Here is a 17234-nt window from a genome sequence, read left to right as displayed (position 1 = left end):
CTCTTATTTCACTACCTGCAATGCTTCGCTCTCTTGCGGCGTGACAATCTCTTCCTGCTTCTCATCCCACAGCGCTTTTTTCACCAGCACAAAGCCCGGATGCTGCGGATCGCGCTTCACCAGCGCAGCAGCGTTGTCATCTTCCTGCACATTGCTGTTATAGGGGAAGGAGGGCACGGATTTAACCCATTGTCCCTGCTGGATATCGTAGACGTAGACCACGCTCCACGCGCTGGTCCACCATTGCGGGAAGATCACCACCCGATCGCGACCGCTGTCGTCAAGGCCGGAGAGCGTCTCCACGGTCGCGCCAATACACTGCGGCAGCGTGGCGGGTTTTACAGCCGGATTGCTGCTCCACAGCGAGCAGTCGCAGTCGCCCTCTTCTGTACAGCTACCGCCGGAGTGCGGATCGCGGGCGCTGACCCACACGGTATCTTTAGTCATGCCGTCAAATTTGCCCCTGGTCAGCGCGCCCTGCACCGCCGACTCTTTCTGATTCAGCCGCGTGAGCAGATCCGTTTCACCGCTGATGCGCCAGCCTGCTGGCTGATGGAGGAAGGTTAACTGCGCCGGGTAATTTTTAACTTTGTCTGCTTCCAGCCCGGCCTGTTTGACAAAATCGACCTCGACATCGCCCGCGCTGGTTTCGTTAATATCAAGCGTCGAGATAAGGCGCTGGCTGAAGTGCGGCGCGCGGGCAGCAAACTCCTGCTGCTTGTGCAGCACCGCGTCGCGGGAGAGGTTTTCACCAAACCAGTGCACCTGGTCGGCATAGAGATCGCTTGCATCGGCCTTGCCGTTAAGATGGCTGTTCCAGCGCTCGACCTGTGCGGCAATGGCCTTATTATCGGCGGCGGTAAGTTCAGCTCTGGCAGGCAGAGCGGCGATAAAAGCCAGGCTTAAGGCAAGCCACGGCGTAAACAGAGGTTTCATTATTCCCTTCCCGGTTGCATTGTGCGGGCGGATTATAATGAGCGCGGGGCCGTTTCGTCACTCGCTTATCGCGTGACCCACAAAGTTGGCCATGAATCAGGGCCGTGCCAGCTATCGCAGGTTGGCTCCTGGGCGTAACGCACCAGACGGAAATTCTGCCCGTCGAAACGCCAGCGGCTGGCAACGCCGCAGTCTGCGAGGCCTCGCCCTTTCGCCAGCGTCGTCAGCTCGCGGCTCTTCTCATCAAACGAGGCATTCATCAGCTCCATCTCGCTATTGCCGTTATCGGGGGAGAACGGCAGGCGCAGGCGCACCAGACGGGAGATAAAGGGTTTTTGTCGTGAGACAAGCCAGGCGAGATCGACCACGTTGTAAGCGCCCGCTTCGCAATCAATCATCAGCAGCGCTTTGTCGTTGGTCAGGGCGTAGACTCGCACCTGGCGGCGCGCCGGGTCGAGGGAGCACTGGGTGTTGCTCATTCGCCAGTTGCCGTAATCAAGCAGATCGTTGAGTTGCTGGTGGGTTAAGGGCGCGGGTGCCACATTGGGGTGGACAACCTCTTTTAAGGCGGGCGCGGGCGGCACGCTCAGCGGCGGGCTGCCCCCTTTTTTGATCCACGCGGTTTTACTGCCGACGCGTTTTTGCTGGGCGTCAATAAACAGCAGCGCGGCTTTCAACCCGGCGAGCGAAATTCGGCCCTGGCCGCTTTGCAAGGTGATGGTCTGCCCCTCCTGGATAGTCTCCAGCAGTGTGGCAACGGTTTGCGGGTTGCTGGTCATCAGATGCCACGGCGCAATCTTCCACTCCGTATTGATCATTTTCAGCGGTTGCCCATCAAGCAGCAGACGCCCGGCAATCGGCGGCGCTTTGCCCGCCGGAATACCGATGCCGCCGAGATCGATGCGCAGTGCAGCATCGGCGCGTGCGCCAGCGCTGCGCTCAAGGCTCATCACCAGCCCGGCGTGTTCGCCGGTATTGCGCGCTACGCAAAAATTCTGGTTATTACAGGTTACTTGCCAGTCGGAGAAGGTTTTCTGTGCGGGCGCGGCCCATAGAGCGGGTGCGGTGCAAAGACCGAAAAGGAGAGTGAGTACGCTGCGATAACGCATGAATGGTGCAACCCCGGAAGAATAGACGCAAAACTGGCGTATCTTTACTCCCGCGGTTGACCGGCTCAATCGGATTTATCGGATAGCTTCATGCGAAAGTTGGTAGGGGGTAGAAAAAACGCGTCACGCCATCAGACCGGAAGTTTGCAGATACTGCAATAAAATGACCGCTTTACCGTCGCGGATCTCACCGCTTGCCACCATCGCCAGCGCCTGTTCAAAAGGCAGTTCCAGCACTTCGATATCTTCATCTTCCACGCCGCCACCGTTGTTGGCGCGCTGCGCATCGCTATATTCGGCGACAAAAAAGTGCACGATTTCGGTTACGCCGCCTGGCGACATATAGAGTTCGAACACTTTACGCACCTCACCCACCTCATAACCGGTCTCTTCAACCGCCTCTTTGCGAATGCACACTTCCGGCTCGTCGTCGTCCAGCAGACCGGCGCAGGCTTCAATCAGCATGCCGCTCTCGTTGCCATTCACCCAGCTGGCGATGCGGAACTGGCGGATAAGCACCACGCTCTTTTTTTCACGGTTATAGAGCAGGATGGTCGCGCCGTTGCCGCGGTCATACACTTCGCGTTTATGGCGGATGACCTCGCCGTTCTGGCGCGTCAAATCGTAAGTGATATTGCGCAGGACAAAGTAGTTTTCGGAGAGGATTTTATCTTTAATCACAGCGATTTTTAGCGACATAGCAGGCTCCAGAAGAGAAACAGAATGGCGCTATAGTACGCGTCCGGGCCTGCTTTGTCGCCGTGGGTTACTGTTTCTCCGGCGGGTTAATCCCGAGCCACGCCATCATCCCCTGCGCCGCATGACGCCCCTCCGCCATTGCCGTAACCACCAGATCGGCACCGCGCACCGCATCACCGCCGGCAAAAATCTGTGGGTGAGTGGTCTGATAGCGGTAAGGGGTGTTGACGCTTGCGGCGATGCGCCCCCACTCATCCACCTGCACCCCAAGGCGTGACAACCACGGCATCGAATGAGGGTTGAAACCAAAGGCCATAATTACCGCATCGGCGGGCATACTGAACTCGCTGCCCGCGATCGCCACCGGACGACGGCGGCCTTTCGCGTCCGGCTCGCCAAGCTGCGTGCGCTGCAAGCGTATGCCGCTCACTTTGCCCTTTTCATTCACTTCAATGTTGAGCGGCTGGACATTGAACTCAAAGTTCGCCCCCTCATCGCGGGCATTTTTCACCTCTTTTTTCGAGCCGGGCATATTGGCTTCATCCCGGCGGTAAGCACAGGTGACCTTTGCCGCGCCGTGACGCAGCGCGGTGCGCACGCAGTCCATCGCCGTATCGCCACCGCCCAGCACCACTACGTTAAGCCCGGCGGTGTCGACAAACGGCTCATCCGCCGTGGTCTCAAGCCCCATCAGCTGTTTGGTATTGGCAATCAGGAACGGTAACGCATCGTAGACGCCCGGCGCCTCTTCATGGGGCAGGTTGGCTTTCATCGAGCGGTAAGTGCCGACGCCGACGAACACCGCGTCAAACTCTTCCAGTAGCTGCTCCATGGGGCGATCTTTGCCGATTTCACAATTAAGCTCGAAACGGATGCCCATCGCGCTGAAGATTTCGCGCCGCCGCACCAGCAGGGATTTGTCGAGCTTAAAGGCCGGAATGCCGAAAGTGAGCAGGCCGCCGATTTCCGGGTGGCGATCGAAGACGGTGGCGCTGACGCCGTGGCGGGCCAGCACGTCGGCGCACGCCAGCCCCGCAGGCCCTGCGCCAATAATTGCCACGCGTTTATCAACGGGCTTCACTTGCCGCAGGTCGGGCCGCCAGCCCTGCGCCAGCGCCTGATCGGAGATGTAGCGCTCAATATTACCGATGGTGACCGCGCCGGAGGCATCGCGCAGGGTACACGACCCTTCGCAGAGGCGATCCTGCGGGCAGACGCGGCCGGTGATCTCCGGCAGGCAGTTGGTCTGGTGCGACAGCTCCACCGCCGCGGCGATATCACCCGCTTTTACGCGCTCAATCCACTGGGGAATATGGTTATGCAGCGGGCAGCGCCATTCGCAGATGCTGTGCTCGCCGCAGGTTAAGCAGCGCCGCGCCTCCTGCTGCGCCTGCGCGGGTCGAAACAGCAGGTAGATCTCATCAAAGCCGCTTTTCCGCGCCGCGATCGCCAGCTTATCCGGCTCGCCGCGCGCGGCGGTACTGCGCAGCTGGCGCATTTTGCTGTCGTTCTGCGCCGGAACAGTGTGCCACGGCAGCGCCTGCTGGCTGGCGGTGCGCAATCGCTGTGCTTTCGCCATATTTGCCAGCGCTTCAGCGTTAACTAAGGTGAGCGCATCTGCCGGGCAATTTTCCACGCAGGCCGGGCCTGCTGCGCGCTGCGCGCAGAGATCGCATTTATGAGCGGTGGCTTTCACCTGCCCTTTTACGGCCGTGACCAGCACCTGCATCGTGCCGAACGGGCAGGCGACAACGCAGGATTTGCAGCCGATGCATTTCTGCTGATTAACCTGCACCGCATCATCGACGCGGGTGATAGCACCGTTCGGGCAGCTGCGCGCGCAGGGAGCCGCTTCACAGTGGTGGCAGGTCACCGCGCTGTTCTGCTGGGGATGTTTGATTACAGTAATACGTGGGTAGAACGCATCAGGGGTAAGGGGATGTTGCTCGTCGTTGTGCGCCATAACGCAGGCCACTTCACAGGCATGACATCCAATACAGTGTTGGCTATTCGCCATAATAAAACGGTTCATGGCACCCTTCTTGATTGGCTGGATAAACCTTATCTTTTATATGACTACTCTATTTACCGGGGTGCCTGCGGCCAGGCAATGTCCATTTGCCCAGAAAGGTTATCTATTTGTCACGAACATGTAGCAGATCAATTTATGTCAGCTTTTCAGAAAAATAGTAGCCCTGCGCATTTGCGCCGGATGGTCTACAGTCCCTGTAACCGTTTCTCCGCAGACGGGTTGGCGGCGAAAGCTGAGTGAAGGTAAAGAATTGACGCTGAGAGCGGGTCCGCGCAGAAGAAAATTTGGCTTAAATGCCGATCTGCCTCGTGATGCCTCAATCGGGCATGATAATTTACACTTTCTCCTTTATTTCTCCACGATTGGTGTCGCTATTACCGCTACATTGAGGCGGTTATTCTCACCCTAATCATGCGCAGCAATATGAGGTCCAGTTTCTGATGGCGAACTTTTTTATCGATCGCCCCATTTTCGCGTGGGTGCTGGCGATCCTGATCTGTCTGACCGGGGCGCTCGCCATTAGCTCATTGCCCGTTGAGCAATACCCCGATTTAGCCCCACCAAATGTGCGCATCACCGCCAACTACCCCGGTGCGTCTGCGCAGACGCTGGAAAACACCGTCACGCAGGTGATTGAGCAGAATATGACCGGGCTCGATAACCTGATGTATATGTCCTCGCAAAGCAGCGCCACGGGCCAGGCGTCGATCACCCTTAACTTCCGCGCCGGCACCGATCCCGATGAAGCGGTGCAGCAGGTGCAAAACCAGTTGCAGTCCGCGATGCGCAAGCTGCCGCAAACCGTGCAGAACCAGGGGGTGACGGTGCGCAAAACCGGCGATACCAACATCCTCACCATCGCGTTTGTCTCCACCGATGGGTCGATGGATAAGCAGGATATTGCCGACTATGTGGCGAGTAACATTCAGGATCCGTTAAGCCGCGTCAACGGCGTCGGCGATATCGACGCCTACGGCTCGCAGTACGCCATGCGCATCTGGCTCGACCCGTCGAAACTCACCAGCTATCAGCTCACCACCGGCGATGTGACCCGCGCTATCGCCTCGCAGAATGCGCAGATTGCCGTCGGGCAACTGGGCGGCACACCCTCCGTTGACCGCCAGGCGCTGAATGCCACCATCAATGCGCAGTCGCTGTTACAGACGCCGGAGCAGTTCCGCGCTATCACCTTGCGCGTCAATCCTGACGGGTCAGAAGTGCGTCTCGGCGACGTGGCAACCGTTGAACTGGGCGCTGAGAAGTATGACTATCTCAGCCGTTATAACGGCAAAGCCGCCTCCGGGCTGGGGGTGAAACTGGCTTCCGGGGCGAATGAGATGGAGACGGCAGAGCTGGCACTCCAGCGGCTCGATGAGCTGTCGCACTACTTCCCTCACGGCCTTGAATACAAAGTCGCTTATGAAACCGCCTCGTTTGTTAAAGCCTCAATCATTGATGTGGTGAAGACGCTGCTCGAAGCGATTGTGCTGGTGTTTGTGGTGATGTACCTCTTTTTGCAGAACTTCCGCGCAACACTCATCCCGACTATCGCCGTGCCGGTGGTGCTGCTCGGCACCTTCGGCGTGCTCTACTCCTTTGGCTACAGCATCAACACCCTGACGATGTTTGCGATGGTGCTCGCCATCGGCCTGCTGGTGGATGATGCGATTGTGGTGGTGGAGAACGTCGAGCGCATCATGAGCGAAGAGGGCCTTTCGCCGCGCGAGGCGACGCGCAAATCAATGGGGCAGATTCAGGGCGCGCTGGTCGGCATTGCGATGGTGCTCTCCGCCGTGTTTGTGCCGATGGCCTTCTTCGGCGGCACCACCGGAGCCATCTATCGCCAGTTCTCTATCACCATTGTTTCGGCGATGGTGCTCTCGGTGCTGGTGGCGATGATCCTGACACCTGCCCTCTGCGCCACGCTGCTTAAACCGCTGCATAAAGGCGAGCAGCACGGGCAGAAAGGTTTCTTCGGTGCCTTTAACCGGGTGTTTAACCGTAATGCCGACCGCTATCAAAATGCGGTGGGTAAAATCCTGCACCATGCTCTGCGCTGGATCCTGCTCTATCTGCTGCTGATTGGCGTGATGGTGCTGCTGTTTATGCGCCTGCCCACCTCGTTTCTGCCGCTGGAGGATCGTGGCATGTTTACCACCTCCATCCAGTTACCGAGCGGTTCAACGCAGCAGCAGACGCTGAAGGTGGTGCAAAAGGTCGAGCACTACTTCTTCACCCATGAAAAAGAGAATGTGCAGTCGGTGTTCGCCACCGTCGGCTCCGGCCCGGGCGGCAACGGGCAAAACGTCGCCCGGCTGTTTATTCGCCTGAAGGACTGGGAGTCGCGTGATCCCACGGACGGCAGCGCCTTTGCCATTATCGAGCGCGCCACCAAAGCCTTTAGCCGCATTAAAGAGGCGCGCGTCTTCGCCGGCAGCCCGCCGGCGATCAGCGGCATGGGCAGCTCCGCCGGGTTTGATATGGAGTTGCAGGATCACGCCGGTGCTGGTCACGATGCATTGATGGCGGCGCGCGACCAGCTGATCCAGCTCGCTTCGCAGGATCCGGCCCTCACCCGCGTACGCCACAACGGCCTGGATGACAGCGCGCAGTTGCAGATTGATATCGATCAGCGCAAAGCGCAGGCGCTGGGCGTCTCGATTGATGATATTAACGACACGCTGAAGACCGCCTGGGGCTCCAGCTACGTTAACGACTTTATGGATCGCGGCCGCGTGAAGAAGGTCTATGTGCAGTCGGCGGCGAAATTCCGCATGCTGCCGGATGACATTAACCGCTGGTATGTCCGCAATAGCAGCGGCGGGATGGTCCCCTTCTCCGCCTTTGCCACCTCGCACTGGCAAACCGGCTCGCCGCGTCTTGAGCGCTACAACGGCTATGCGGCGGTAGAGATTGTCGGCGAAGCCGCGCCGGGCGTCAGTACCGGTACGGCGATGGATGTGATGGAGAAATTAGTGCGCCAGTTGCCGACCGGCTTTGGTCTTGAGTGGACGGCGATGTCCTATCAGGAGCGGCTCTCCGGCGCGCAGGCACCTGCGCTCTACGCCGTCTCGCTGCTGGTGGTCTTCCTCTGCCTGGCCGCGCTGTATGAGAGCTGGTCGGTGCCCTTCTCGGTGATGCTGGTGGTGCCGCTGGGCGTGATTGGCGCGCTGGTGGCGACCTGGATGCGCGGGCTGGAGAATGACGTCTACTTCCAGGTGGGGCTACTGACGGTGATTGGCCTGTCGGCGAAGAACGCGATTTTGATCGTTGAATTTGCCAACGAGATGAATGCCCGCGGCGAAGATCTGCTCGCCTCGACGCTGCACGCCTGCCGCCAGCGTCTGCGGCCCATCCTGATGACCTCGCTGGCGTTTGTTTTTGGCGTGCTGCCGATGGCGACCAGCACCGGTGCAGGCTCAAGCAGCCAGCATGCGGTGGGCACCGGGGTGATGGGCGGGATGATTTCCGCCACGGTGCTGGCGATCTTCTTTGTCCCACTCTTCTTTGTGCTGGTGCGCCGCCGCTTCCCGCTCAGGGCAAAACCGCGCTAATCGCGGGCAACAAAAAAGGCGACTGGATTCAGGTCGCCTTTTTTACGTGGATATTATTATTAAGCCGTCACTGCTCAATCATTCGTCTGAAAATTATTTACGAAGCATGCCTTCGATAAAATCTTTCCAGTTCCCCATTTCGTGTTCAATCATAACTACCTCTCTTATTATTACGGCCATTCTACTCAATGCCCGGATGCGTTGTGAAGCTATTTAAACCAATCGAATTAATCGCTCTTTACCGGGCATTTCTCTTTGGCTTGGGCTTACTATGCGCCGCTCTGCGGCCTCATACTGTGATTAACGGCAATATTTCCCAAAAACTTGAGGGCTAAATGAAATGGCGATCACATTGTCAGATAAATCTTTAGTTTTGTTATTACGCGATGAACTAGCGGTGACCAAAAGTTATTTAACTAAAATCACCCAACTCACCATTAAGTGAATTATTATTACCACGCGAATGATATTCGAATTAGATTCCGTTATTCTAATTTTCTGTTCGAATAAGGCAAAAAAGAGACAAAAGGATTCAACATGATCACCATGTACGGCATCAAAAATTGCGACACCATCAAGAAAGCCCGCCGCTGGCTGGAGGCTGAGCAGGTCGAGTACCGCTTTTATGATTACCGCGTCGACGGGATTGATGCAGATCTGCTGCGCCCCGCCGTCGCAGAGCTTGGCTGGGAAGCGCTACTCAATACGCGCGGAACCACCTGGCGCAAGCTGGATGAAGCGCAGCGCGCGGCTATCGTTGACGCCGAGAGCGCCATTGCCTTAATGGTTGAAATGCCTGCAATGATCAAACGACCATTGCTCTGCGCGCCCGGTAAGCCTATGCTGCTGGGTTTCAATGAATCCAGTTATGGGAAGTTTATTCACGAGGTGTAGTTTATGTCATGCCCGGTTATTGAGCTGACGCAGCAGCTTATTCGTCGCCCTTCTCTGAGTCCCGATGATGCGGGATGCCAGGCGCTGATGATTGAACGCCTGCGCGCTATCGGTTTCACCGTTGAGCCGATGGATTTTGGCGACACGCAGAACTTCTGGGCATGGCGCGGCCAGGGAGAGACGCTGGCGTTTGCCGGTCATACGGACGTTGTCCCGGCGGGCGACGTCGACCGCTGGATCAACCCACCTTTCGAACCCACCATTCGCGACGGCCTGCTGTTTGGTCGCGGCGCGGCGGATATGAAAGGCTCGCTGGCGGCGATGGTGGTTGCGGCCGAGCGTTTCGTGGCACAGCACCCGCAGCACAGAGGCCGCCTCGCCTTTCTTATTACCTCTGATGAAGAGGCCAGCGCCACCAACGGCACGGTAAAAGTGGTCGAAGCGCTGATGGCGCGCAACGAACGTCTCGATTACTGCCTGGTAGGCGAACCGTCGAGCACCGAAGTGGTGGGCGACGTGGTGAAAAATGGCCGTCGCGGCTCCATGACCTGTAACCTGACCATTCATGGCGTGCAGGGACACGTGGCCTACCCGCATCTGGCGGATAACCCGGTTCATCGCGCGGTACCAATGTTAACCGAGCTGGTGGGCATCGAATGGGATCGCGGCAATGACTACTTCCCGCCGACCAGTATGCAGATCGCCAATGTCCAGGCCGGCACCGGCAGCAATAACGTCATTCCCGGCGAGCTGTTTGTGCAGTTCAACTTCCGCTTCAGTACCGAACTGACGGACGAGATGATCAAAGCGAAGGTGCAGGCGCTGCTGGAGAAATATCAGCTGCGCTATAGCGTGGAGTGGTGGGTTTCAGGCCAGCCGTTCCTGACGGGACGCGGCAAGCTGGTGGATGCGGTGGTTAACGCCATTGAGCACTATAATGAGATTAAACCGCAGTTGTTGACCACCGGCGGCACTTCCGATGGCCGTTTTATCGCGCGGATGGGCGCACAGGTTGTCGAGCTTGGGCCGGTGAACGCAACGATTCATAAAATTAACGAATGCGTAAACGCCGCAGATCTACAACTGCTGGCGCGGATGTACCAGCGCATTATGGAACAACTCATCGCCTGACGGGCTGGAGGTTCGCATGGATTGGCTATCAAAATATTGGTGGATTCTGGTACTGGTTTTTTTAGTCGGCGTGTTGATCAACGTGATCAAAGATCTTAGCCGCGTCGATCATAAAAAGTTTCTCGCCAACAAGCCGGATCTGCCGCCGCATCGTGATTTCAACGATAAGTGGGATGACGAGGATGACTGGCCGAATAAGGACCAGCCGAAGAAGTAATCTTTCACCCCCGTCTGGGGGTGAATCTTTTATAGCAGCTCAATGATGTCGTCATCGTTCGGCTTGCCGCCGCTTAACGCCTCATCAAAGTAGTGCTTCGGCACGGTGTATTGCAGATGGTGCAGCGCCAGTGCCATGCTGCGATCGTCAATCGCGTGTCCCAGATCCTCAACGATATCGAGTGTGATATCGCCGCCTAACGCCGCAACCGCCTCTTCCGCCTTCACTGCCCAGGCCAGATCGATTACCGGATCGTCGCCGCCGTGGATCAGGTGAATGGTATTGGTGGTGGCAACCCGCTGCGGCAGGCTGGCGTAACGGCCGTTAAAGGCAATAACGCGCGAGGCGAGATCTGGCTGCGCCTTAATCCCCTCCAGCGCCATAATCGCCCCCTGCGAAAAGCCAATCAGCGCCGTGGCAAGCGGGCTGATGCCGCTCTTCTGCTGCCAGTAGCGCACCACCTCAATAAACTGCGGCATCACCGCATCGACCCGCTGCTGGCGGTTCTCTTCGCTGATATTGCCGACGGAGAACCACTGGCGACCCGGTGCGGCACCGCTCGCCTCAACGCCGCCGATGCTGACGATCAGCGCGTCGGGGAAGACCGGCGCGAACCAGCGGCCAATCTCGCCCATTGAAACCGGGTTATCGCCGACGCCGTGGAACAGCAACAGCAGTTGCTTCGCGGGGCTTGTCGGGCGTTGCACAACAAAATGGGCATCTTTCATCAGGATCTCCTTAACGTGTCAGGTGCAGTCTACGCCGGACAAAAAGAGTGACAATGCCATTTAACTGATGGAGATCGTTAAAAAAACTGTCTGGCCTGCACCTGCTTTTTCAGGGTGTCTGTACGCACTTCATCACTTGCCCGCAGCGCCAGACCGGCTTCGGTGCGCTGCTGCGCCAGTAGCGCTTTGCGCCCCGGTAAGCCTAAACGCGCGCAGAGCTGTGCCTCGCGCTCAGAGTGGACAAGCTGTCCACGCAGCGCCGGGAGCGGTAAATCGCTCTGCGCAAGCAGGCGCGAAAGTGCGCCAGTGGCGGCCGAGAGCGGGCGATGGGCAAAAGCAAACCCGGCCAGCTCCAGCCAGTCCTCATCATTAAGGGTAGACTCCAGAGCCGAAGGCAGAGCTAACTTTTCCCCCTGCCAGTGAGAGAGCCACGGGAGATCGCGCGCCAGACGCTGCTGTTCATGGTTCGCCAGCGCATGCCCGGCCTCGCTTAACGGCAATAGCGCCATAGCGGTAAAGCAGCCGCTGCTCGCCTCTCGCTGGCTGCCAAGGCGCACCAGCATAAAGCCGCAGCGCTGCCAGAAGTGCCACAACGCCTGGGTAAAGCCAAAGCTGACCGACAGATAGTCGCAGTTGCTGTCACGCGCCTGCGCCACCAGCGCGCGGCCAATGCCTTCCCGCTGGCAGTGAGGATGCACGGCAATGCGGCTGATGCGCCGCCCGCGCAGCGTCGCGGCCAGCGGGCTGCCGCCGTGCGCAGCGAGTGATTGCGCCACCAGGTTGCCGCGCGGGCGGCGAAAACCGGCCCATATCGCCTGGCTTAATTCAGGCGATAAACCGCCCTCCTCCACCAGCCAGAGCGCGCCGACGATGTTCTGCGCTTTTTTCGCCAGCCAGAAGTGCTGGCCTGGCGCATCCATCATGCGCCGCAGATCGAGCGGCGAGGTGCGATAGTGGGCGCTCGCCAGCAGGCGATAGAGTGCGGCAGGCTGCGCAGGATGACTCTGCCAGGTGCTGGCGGGCAGCGGTGCCACAGTGAGCGGACCGGTGGGTTTATCCGTCGTAACATCGTCATCAAGCAGCAGCAGGTCGGCCACCGCGCGCTCAAGCGGGCAACCCGCCGCCCAGCGCAGAGGCGTGGACAGCGCCCGGTGGCGCAATTGGGGAAAACCGGCACAAAACTTGAGTAAAAAGCCCTGCCCGGTGCCTTCGTAACCCTGCACGGTAGTGGTTAGCAGCACATGGTTAAAGGCGGCGGTCAGGGTATGCAGCAGCGGGCCAGGGATCGCCGCCGCTTCATCGACAATCAACCAGCCAGGCTGGCTCCCCTGCTGATTTATCCGCTCGGCCAGTGCATCGGGGGCGATAAAATCGAACCTTTCGCCCGCGTAGTGCGCAAGCACATCGGTGGCGGCGCGCGTTGGCGCAGTCACCACCGCGGGCGCGGAAAGCGTGGCGATATGCATTCCGGCGAGAGCGGATTTACCGCGTCCGCGCGGCGCGGTTACCACCATCACGCCGGGCGGCATCTCAGCCAATTCGGCCAGGATCGCCGCCTGCTCGCGCTGCGGCGCACCGCTGGCGGGATGCCAGCCAGCGCGCAGGGGAAAATCAGGAATGGATTGCTCGCCCCCTTCACGCCAGAGCAGCGTCTGCCCGTCGTGAAAAAGGGTGCGGCGAAAGTGGTCAACAAAAACCGGGGTGGGGATGGGATCGGCGGTGTCGCTCCAGCGGCGGCTGTCGGCGTCCGGCTGCTGCGCCCAGCGCTCGAGCGGCGGAACCAGCAGCAGCAGCCAGCTTCCCGCTTTTAGCGTGCCGCTGAGGGCGGCAAAAGCGGCAACATCGAAGCCGTCGCGCGCATCAAACACCGCATGGCTGAACTCGCGCCCGAGCAAGGTGGTGAGCGCGCGCGGCGAGCAGTGCTGCGGCTCGTCGCTGACCCACAGCCAGTCGCCGGGGAGCGCATCGCGAAGCCTCCCTGCCTGACTGGCGCACCACGCCGCGCTGCCGGAGAGCACCAGCAGGCGACGGATCCCTTCCCGCGCCATCTGCGCGCTCAGTGTAACCAGCGATTGCATAGTGAGGGCTTACAGACGCCCGCTAAAGGTGTCGCACTGCGCCGGATCGCCGCTATCCATGCCGCGTTTAAACCAGCTGTAGCGCTGCGCCGAGGTGCCGTGCGTAAAGCTGTCCGGGATCACGCGACCCTGGCTGCGCTGCTGTAAACGGTCATCGCCAATTGCCTGTGCCGCGTTCAGCGCCTCTTCGAGATCGCCCTCTTCCAGCACGCCCTGTTGTTGCATGCTGTGGCCCCAGACACCGGCATAACAGTCGGCCTGCAACTCCATGCGAACTGAGAGTGCATTGACCTCTTTCTCGCTGGCGTTCTGCTGCAACTGACGCACTTTCGCCTCGGTGCCGAGCAGTTTTTGCACGTGGTGACCCACTTCATGGGCAATCACATAGCCCTGAGCGAAATCGCCGCCCGCGCCGAGTTTGTTTTTCATCTCATCGTAGAAGGAGAGATCGATATAGACCTTGCTGTCTGCCGGGCAGTAGAACGGCCCCATGATTGACTGGCCCATGCCGCAGCCGGTATTGAACTGATTACGGTAGAGCACCAGCTTTGGCTGCTGGTATTGACGCCCCATTTTCTGGAACAGCTGCGCCCAGGTATCTTCGGTGGAGGCGAAAATCACGCTGGAGAAATGCGCGGCCTCATCCTCTTTCGGATTAACCGCCGCCTGCTGTGACGACGGTGCGCTGACGGGTTGCCCGGTCAACATGCCGGTTAAATCCACGCCGTAGTAACTTGCCACCACCACAATCACCAGCAGAACTAACCCGCCTTTGCCCCGCGGCAGGCGGAAACCCCCGCCGCCCATTGAGGGGCCGCCCGACTGGCTCCGTCGGTCTTCTACGTTGTCACTCTCTCGTCGCCCTTGCCAGCGCATACTGCCTCCCTATGCCAATAATGGACTCTGTGTATATATGATCGTAGGCGGTTAGGGAAGGATTACCACTGGGAAAAAGACGTAAAAAAACCAGAGGATGCGGGCACCCTCTGGCTGAGACGTTAATTTAAGGGATCAGTCCAGTTTCACGCCCAGGCGGTGCGCGACGGCTTCATAGGCTTCGATCAGCCCGCCGAGGCTCTGGCGGAAGCGGTCTTTGTCCATTTTATCCAGCGTCTCTTTGTCCCACAGGCGGCTGCCGTCCGGGGAGAACTCATCGCCCAGCACCACTTCGCCCTTGAACAGGCCAAACTCCAGTTTGAAGTCGACGAGGATCAGGCCTGCGTCATCGAACAGCTTTTTCAGCACGTCGTTGGCTTTGTAGGAGAGCTCCTTCATGCGCGCCAGGTTCTCTTTGTTCACCCAGTTGAAGGTTTCGCAGTAGGATTCGTTGACCATCGGATCGTGCATGGCGTCGTTTTTCAAAAACAGGTCAAACAGCGGCGGATTAAGCTCAATGCCTTCTTCAATGCCCAGACGTTTCACCAGCGAGCCCGCGGCGCGGTTGCGGATCACGCACTCGACCGGCACCATATCCAGCTTTTTCACCAGACATTCGGTATCCGAGAGCAGCGCTTCCATCTGGGTCGGGATGCCGGCTTCGGCAAGTTTGGTCATAATGAAATGGTTAAACTTGTTGTTCACCATGCCTTTACGATCAAACTGTTCAATGCGCGCGCCATCCCCTGCTGACGTATCGTTACGGAATTCGAGCACCAACAGGTCCGGGTTTTCGGTACTGTAGACGGTTTTCGCTTTGCCGCGATACAACTCAGCTTGCTTTTGCATTTTATTACTCCAGGTGTGATTACAAGGCTAATTGCACTATCTTACGCCGACGCACACGTTTGCGTCACGCTGATAAAAAAAGGCCGGAGGTATTCCGGCCCTGGATCTTACTGGTTAAACGCGGCCTGGAAGGCGGCGACTAACGCGTCGTTCTGAGATTGCGTCAGGGTGTGGCCCTTCGGATCGATAAACTGGAGGCTGCTGCGGTTATCAAGGTCGCCGACCTGCAGTTTATAGTCGCCGGAGCTGAGACCCGGATCGCGCGCGCCCAGTGCCTGCCAGCCGCTGTCGGAGAGCGGCTTGTAGGTCACGGCCATGCTGCCAGTAGAACGGGTGCTGTCGGTCACTTTCATGCCCACTTTTTCCAGCACGTTCGGCAGACGCTGCCAGACGATATTGAACGGACCGCGCACCACCAGCATCGGCAGACCGGTATCATCCGCGCCGCTCTGCACGTCGAGCGTGGTCACGCTGCGCTTCTCAGCGGCGTTCTGCGCATCGGTGGCGGTTTTATCGAGGCCTGCGGAGATAACGTTCAGCATTTCGGTGCTGTAGCGCTGCAACGATGCGGTATCACCCACCGGTTTACCCGCCTGCTCCAGGTTCACCAGCTTGACGACCACCGCCTGCTGATAACCCTGCGGTTTCACCGCGATTTGATAGCGACCGCGATACTGCTGATCTTCGTCCTGGCGGTTCCACTCAACCCAGTCGGTAGTCAGGGTCTGCGCGGCATCGTCACGTTTGGCGATGGTGAAGTTTTTCGCCTGAATCAGGCTGACAACCTGCGGCCAAAGTGTGTTGCCGCGACCGTTTTCTACCATCAGCGTGGCGGTATCGCCATTGAACTGGGTACGCGCACCGGTCACCAGCGCCAGCGGCTGTGCCGGCGGGCGAATGTCCAGCGCTTTACCGACGGCACCGCTGCCGTTGGCGGAAGGGACATTGTAGTCCCCAGTCTGCACCGGCAGGATCAGCCCGGCGGGCGCATGAAGCTCAGCAAGCGGCGTAGCATCCAGATAGGATTCGTCGCCGCTGACCTGACGCTTGTAACGTGAATCGGAATTGCAGGCGGCGAGCAACATCACAAGTGAAACACTCGCTACCTTCGCCAGGCGCGACTTCTGTACTGAGTAAGCCATCAAATCTCCCTAAACTTTACAGCAGACCGGCATGCTTAAGCGCCGCACGAACCACCTCACGACCGTGGTCGGTAATCGGTGTCATCGGCAAACGCAGCGTATCGGTTGCCACAAGTCCCAACTCCTTACATGCCCATTTGACCGGGATCGGATTGGGTTCGACAAATAGTTTGTTGTGTAACGGCATCAGACGCTGGTTAATCGCGCGGGCATCGGCAAACTGCCCTTCAGCGGCCAGTTTGCACATCTCGGCCATTTCGCGCGCCGCCACGTTAGTGGTGACGGAAATTACACCGTGACCGCCGAGCTGCATGAAGTCCATCGCAGTGGCGTCATCGCCGCTCAGCAGGATAAAGTCATCTGAAACCAGCTCTTTGATCTGGTGAACGCGACTTAAGTTCCCGGTCGCTTCTTTAATACCGATAATATTTTTGACTTCCGCCAGACGGCCCACGGTTTCCGGCAGCATATCGCAGCCGGTGCGCGACGGCACATTATACAGAATCTGCGGCAGGTCAGTATGTTCGGCGATGGCTTTGAAGTGCTGGAACAGACCTTCCTGCGTCGGGCGGTTGTAATAAGGGGTAACGGTGAGGCAGCCAACGATGCCGCTGTTATTGAAACGCTGCGTCAGGCTGATGGCTTCGGCGGTGGCGTTTGCGCCCGTACCGGCAATAACAGGAATGCGCCCGTCAGCCAGCTCAACCGTCAGTTCAACCACATCGGCATGCTCGTCGTGGCTAAGGGTTGCGGATTCGCCGGTAGTTCCTACCGAAACAATCGCCGAGGTTCCACTGGCGACATGATAATCAATCAGTTTCTTCAGGCTTGACCGGCAGACTTTACCTTGCGAATCCATCGGCGTAATAAGCGCAACAATACTTCCCGTGAACATGGGCCATCCTCTGTGCAAACAAGAGCCTCAATGGTACGTGCGGTGCCGTAAGAAAAGCAAGAGACCTGACGGTCTGTGGCGGTTGTATGCCGGT

15 protein-coding genes are annotated in these 17234 nt (G+C 58.6%); 4 read left to right on the top strand and 11 right to left on the bottom strand.

All coding sequences use genetic code 11. From position 1 onward, the window contains the following. Positions 1–3: 3 nt before the first annotated feature. The 4 genes from ACWPW2_RS20695 to aegA form a co-directional block, all read right to left on the bottom strand. Positions 4–936, bottom strand: a complete 933-nt coding sequence (locus ACWPW2_RS20695; RefSeq protein ID WP_454125077.1) for a hypothetical protein — start codon at positions 934–936, stop codon at positions 4–6. Positions 937–1001: 65 nt separating this feature from the next. Continuing rightward, on the bottom strand, positions 1002–2045 hold the full coding sequence (locus ACWPW2_RS20690; RefSeq protein WP_454125075.1) for a DUF1176 domain-containing protein: 1044 nt from the start codon (positions 2043–2045) through the stop codon (positions 1002–1004). 123 nt (positions 2046–2168) lie between these two features. Further along, positions 2169–2744, bottom strand: coding sequence for a GDP-mannose pyrophosphatase NudK (gene nudK / locus ACWPW2_RS20685; RefSeq protein WP_454125073.1), 576 nt, complete (start codon positions 2742–2744; stop codon positions 2169–2171). 67 nt (positions 2745–2811) lie between these two features. After that, positions 2812–4776 carry a formate-dependent uric acid utilization protein AegA gene (aegA, locus tag ACWPW2_RS20680; RefSeq protein WP_454125071.1) on the bottom strand — a complete coding sequence of 655 codons (1965 nt, stop codon included), beginning with the start codon at positions 4774–4776 and terminating at the stop codon, positions 2812–2814. Positions 4777–5216: 440 nt separating this feature from the next. Here aegA and acrD point away from each other — a divergent pair, with 440 nt between their 5' ends. After that, a complete protein-coding gene (gene acrD, locus ACWPW2_RS20675) occupies positions 5217–8330 on the top strand; it encodes a multidrug efflux RND transporter permease AcrD (protein ID WP_124967635.1) in 3114 nt (1037 codons plus the stop codon). A gap of 93 nt (positions 8331–8423) precedes the next feature. Here acrD and ypfM read toward each other — a convergent pair whose 3' ends face one another. After that, positions 8424–8483 carry a protein YpfM gene (gene ypfM / locus ACWPW2_RS20670; RefSeq protein WP_124971302.1) on the bottom strand — a complete coding sequence of 20 codons (60 nt, stop codon included), beginning with the start codon at positions 8481–8483 and terminating at the stop codon, positions 8424–8426. 384 nt (positions 8484–8867) lie between these two features. On the opposite strand from ypfM, the gene ACWPW2_RS20665 reads away from it, so the two are divergent. From ACWPW2_RS20665 to ACWPW2_RS20655, 3 genes are read left to right on the top strand one after another with little or no spacing between them, the layout of a single operon-like run. After that, positions 8868–9224: an ArsC family reductase gene (locus tag ACWPW2_RS20665; RefSeq protein WP_454125069.1), complete on the top strand. Its 357-nt coding sequence runs from the start codon at positions 8868–8870 to the stop codon at positions 9222–9224. Positions 9225–9227: 3 nt separating this feature from the next. Continuing rightward, entirely contained in the window at positions 9228–10355 is a 1128-nt protein-coding gene (gene dapE / locus ACWPW2_RS20660; protein ID WP_076770255.1) for a succinyl-diaminopimelate desuccinylase, read from the top strand. A gap of 16 nt (positions 10356–10371) precedes the next feature. Further along, complete coding sequence (locus ACWPW2_RS20655; RefSeq protein WP_023481257.1) at positions 10372–10572, top strand: YpfN family protein; 201 nt, start codon at positions 10372–10374, stop codon at positions 10570–10572. A 29-nt stretch (positions 10573–10601) separates the two neighbouring features. On the opposite strand, the gene ypfH is transcribed toward ACWPW2_RS20655, so the two are convergent. The 6 genes from ypfH to dapA all read right to left on the bottom strand — a co-directional run bounded on the left by ypfH (position 10602) and on the right by dapA (position 17140). Then, positions 10602–11300: an esterase gene (gene ypfH / locus ACWPW2_RS20650; RefSeq protein WP_023481147.1), complete on the bottom strand. Its 699-nt coding sequence runs from the start codon at positions 11298–11300 to the stop codon at positions 10602–10604. Positions 11301–11377: 77 nt separating this feature from the next. Then, positions 11378–13378: a tRNA(Met) cytidine acetyltransferase TmcA gene (locus ACWPW2_RS20645; protein ID WP_454125066.1), complete on the bottom strand. Its 2001-nt coding sequence runs from the start codon at positions 13376–13378 to the stop codon at positions 11378–11380. A 9-nt stretch (positions 13379–13387) separates the two neighbouring features. Further along, positions 13388–14254 carry a KPN_02809 family neutral zinc metallopeptidase gene (gene ypfJ, locus ACWPW2_RS20640; protein WP_312120589.1) on the bottom strand — a complete coding sequence of 289 codons (867 nt, stop codon included), beginning with the start codon at positions 14252–14254 and terminating at the stop codon, positions 13388–13390. 135 nt (positions 14255–14389) lie between these two features. Continuing rightward, positions 14390–15103, bottom strand: coding sequence for a phosphoribosylaminoimidazolesuccinocarboxamide synthase (gene purC, locus ACWPW2_RS20635; RefSeq protein ID WP_023481241.1), 714 nt, complete (start codon positions 15101–15103; stop codon positions 14390–14392). Between the two features lie 107 nt (positions 15104–15210). After that, complete coding sequence (gene bamC / locus ACWPW2_RS20630; RefSeq protein WP_454125063.1) at positions 15211–16245, bottom strand: outer membrane protein assembly factor BamC; 1035 nt, start codon at positions 16243–16245, stop codon at positions 15211–15213. 16 nt (positions 16246–16261) lie between these two features. Next, on the bottom strand, positions 16262–17140 hold the full coding sequence (gene dapA / locus ACWPW2_RS20625; RefSeq protein WP_023481177.1) for a 4-hydroxy-tetrahydrodipicolinate synthase: 879 nt from the start codon (positions 17138–17140) through the stop codon (positions 16262–16264). Positions 17141–17234: the final 94 nt, after the last annotated feature.

This window comes from Kosakonia sp. Marseille-Q7440, assembly GCF_965119485.1.
Note: the sequence above shows the minus strand (reverse complement) of the source record. Positions and strands in the feature narration are given on the sequence as shown.

Coding starts and splice junctions, on each gene's coding strand:
- acrD (WP_124967635.1), top strand. CDS start 5,217: ATGGCGAACTTTTTTATCGATCGCCCCATTTTCGCGTGGGTGCTGGCG.
- dapE (WP_076770255.1), top strand. CDS start 9,228: ATGTCATGCCCGGTTATTGAGCTGACGCAGCAGCTTATTCGTCGCCCT.
- purC (WP_023481241.1), bottom strand. CDS start 15,103: ATGCAAAAGCAAGCTGAGTTGTATCGCGGCAAAGCGAAAACCGTCTAC.
- nudK (WP_454125073.1), bottom strand. CDS start 2,744: ATGTCGCTAAAAATCGCTGTGATTAAAGATAAAATCCTCTCCGAAAAC.
- ypfJ (WP_312120589.1), bottom strand. CDS start 14,254: ATGCGCTGGCAAGGGCGACGAGAGAGTGACAACGTAGAAGACCGACGG.
- ACWPW2_RS20695 (WP_454125077.1), bottom strand. CDS start 936: ATGAAACCTCTGTTTACGCCGTGGCTTGCCTTAAGCCTGGCTTTTATC.
- ACWPW2_RS20645 (WP_454125066.1), bottom strand. CDS start 13,378: ATGCAATCGCTGGTTACACTGAGCGCGCAGATGGCGCGGGAAGGGATC.
- ACWPW2_RS20665 (WP_454125069.1), top strand. CDS start 8,868: ATGATCACCATGTACGGCATCAAAAATTGCGACACCATCAAGAAAGCC.
- aegA (WP_454125071.1), bottom strand. CDS start 4,776: ATGAACCGTTTTATTATGGCGAATAGCCAACACTGTATTGGATGTCAT.
- ACWPW2_RS20655 (WP_023481257.1), top strand. CDS start 10,372: ATGGATTGGCTATCAAAATATTGGTGGATTCTGGTACTGGTTTTTTTA.
- ACWPW2_RS20690 (WP_454125075.1), bottom strand. CDS start 2,045: ATGCGTTATCGCAGCGTACTCACTCTCCTTTTCGGTCTTTGCACCGCA.
- dapA (WP_023481177.1), bottom strand. CDS start 17,140: ATGTTCACGGGAAGTATTGTTGCGCTTATTACGCCGATGGATTCGCAA.
- ypfH (WP_023481147.1), bottom strand. CDS start 11,300: ATGAAAGATGCCCATTTTGTTGTGCAACGCCCGACAAGCCCCGCGAAG.
- bamC (WP_454125063.1), bottom strand. CDS start 16,245: ATGGCTTACTCAGTACAGAAGTCGCGCCTGGCGAAGGTAGCGAGTGTT.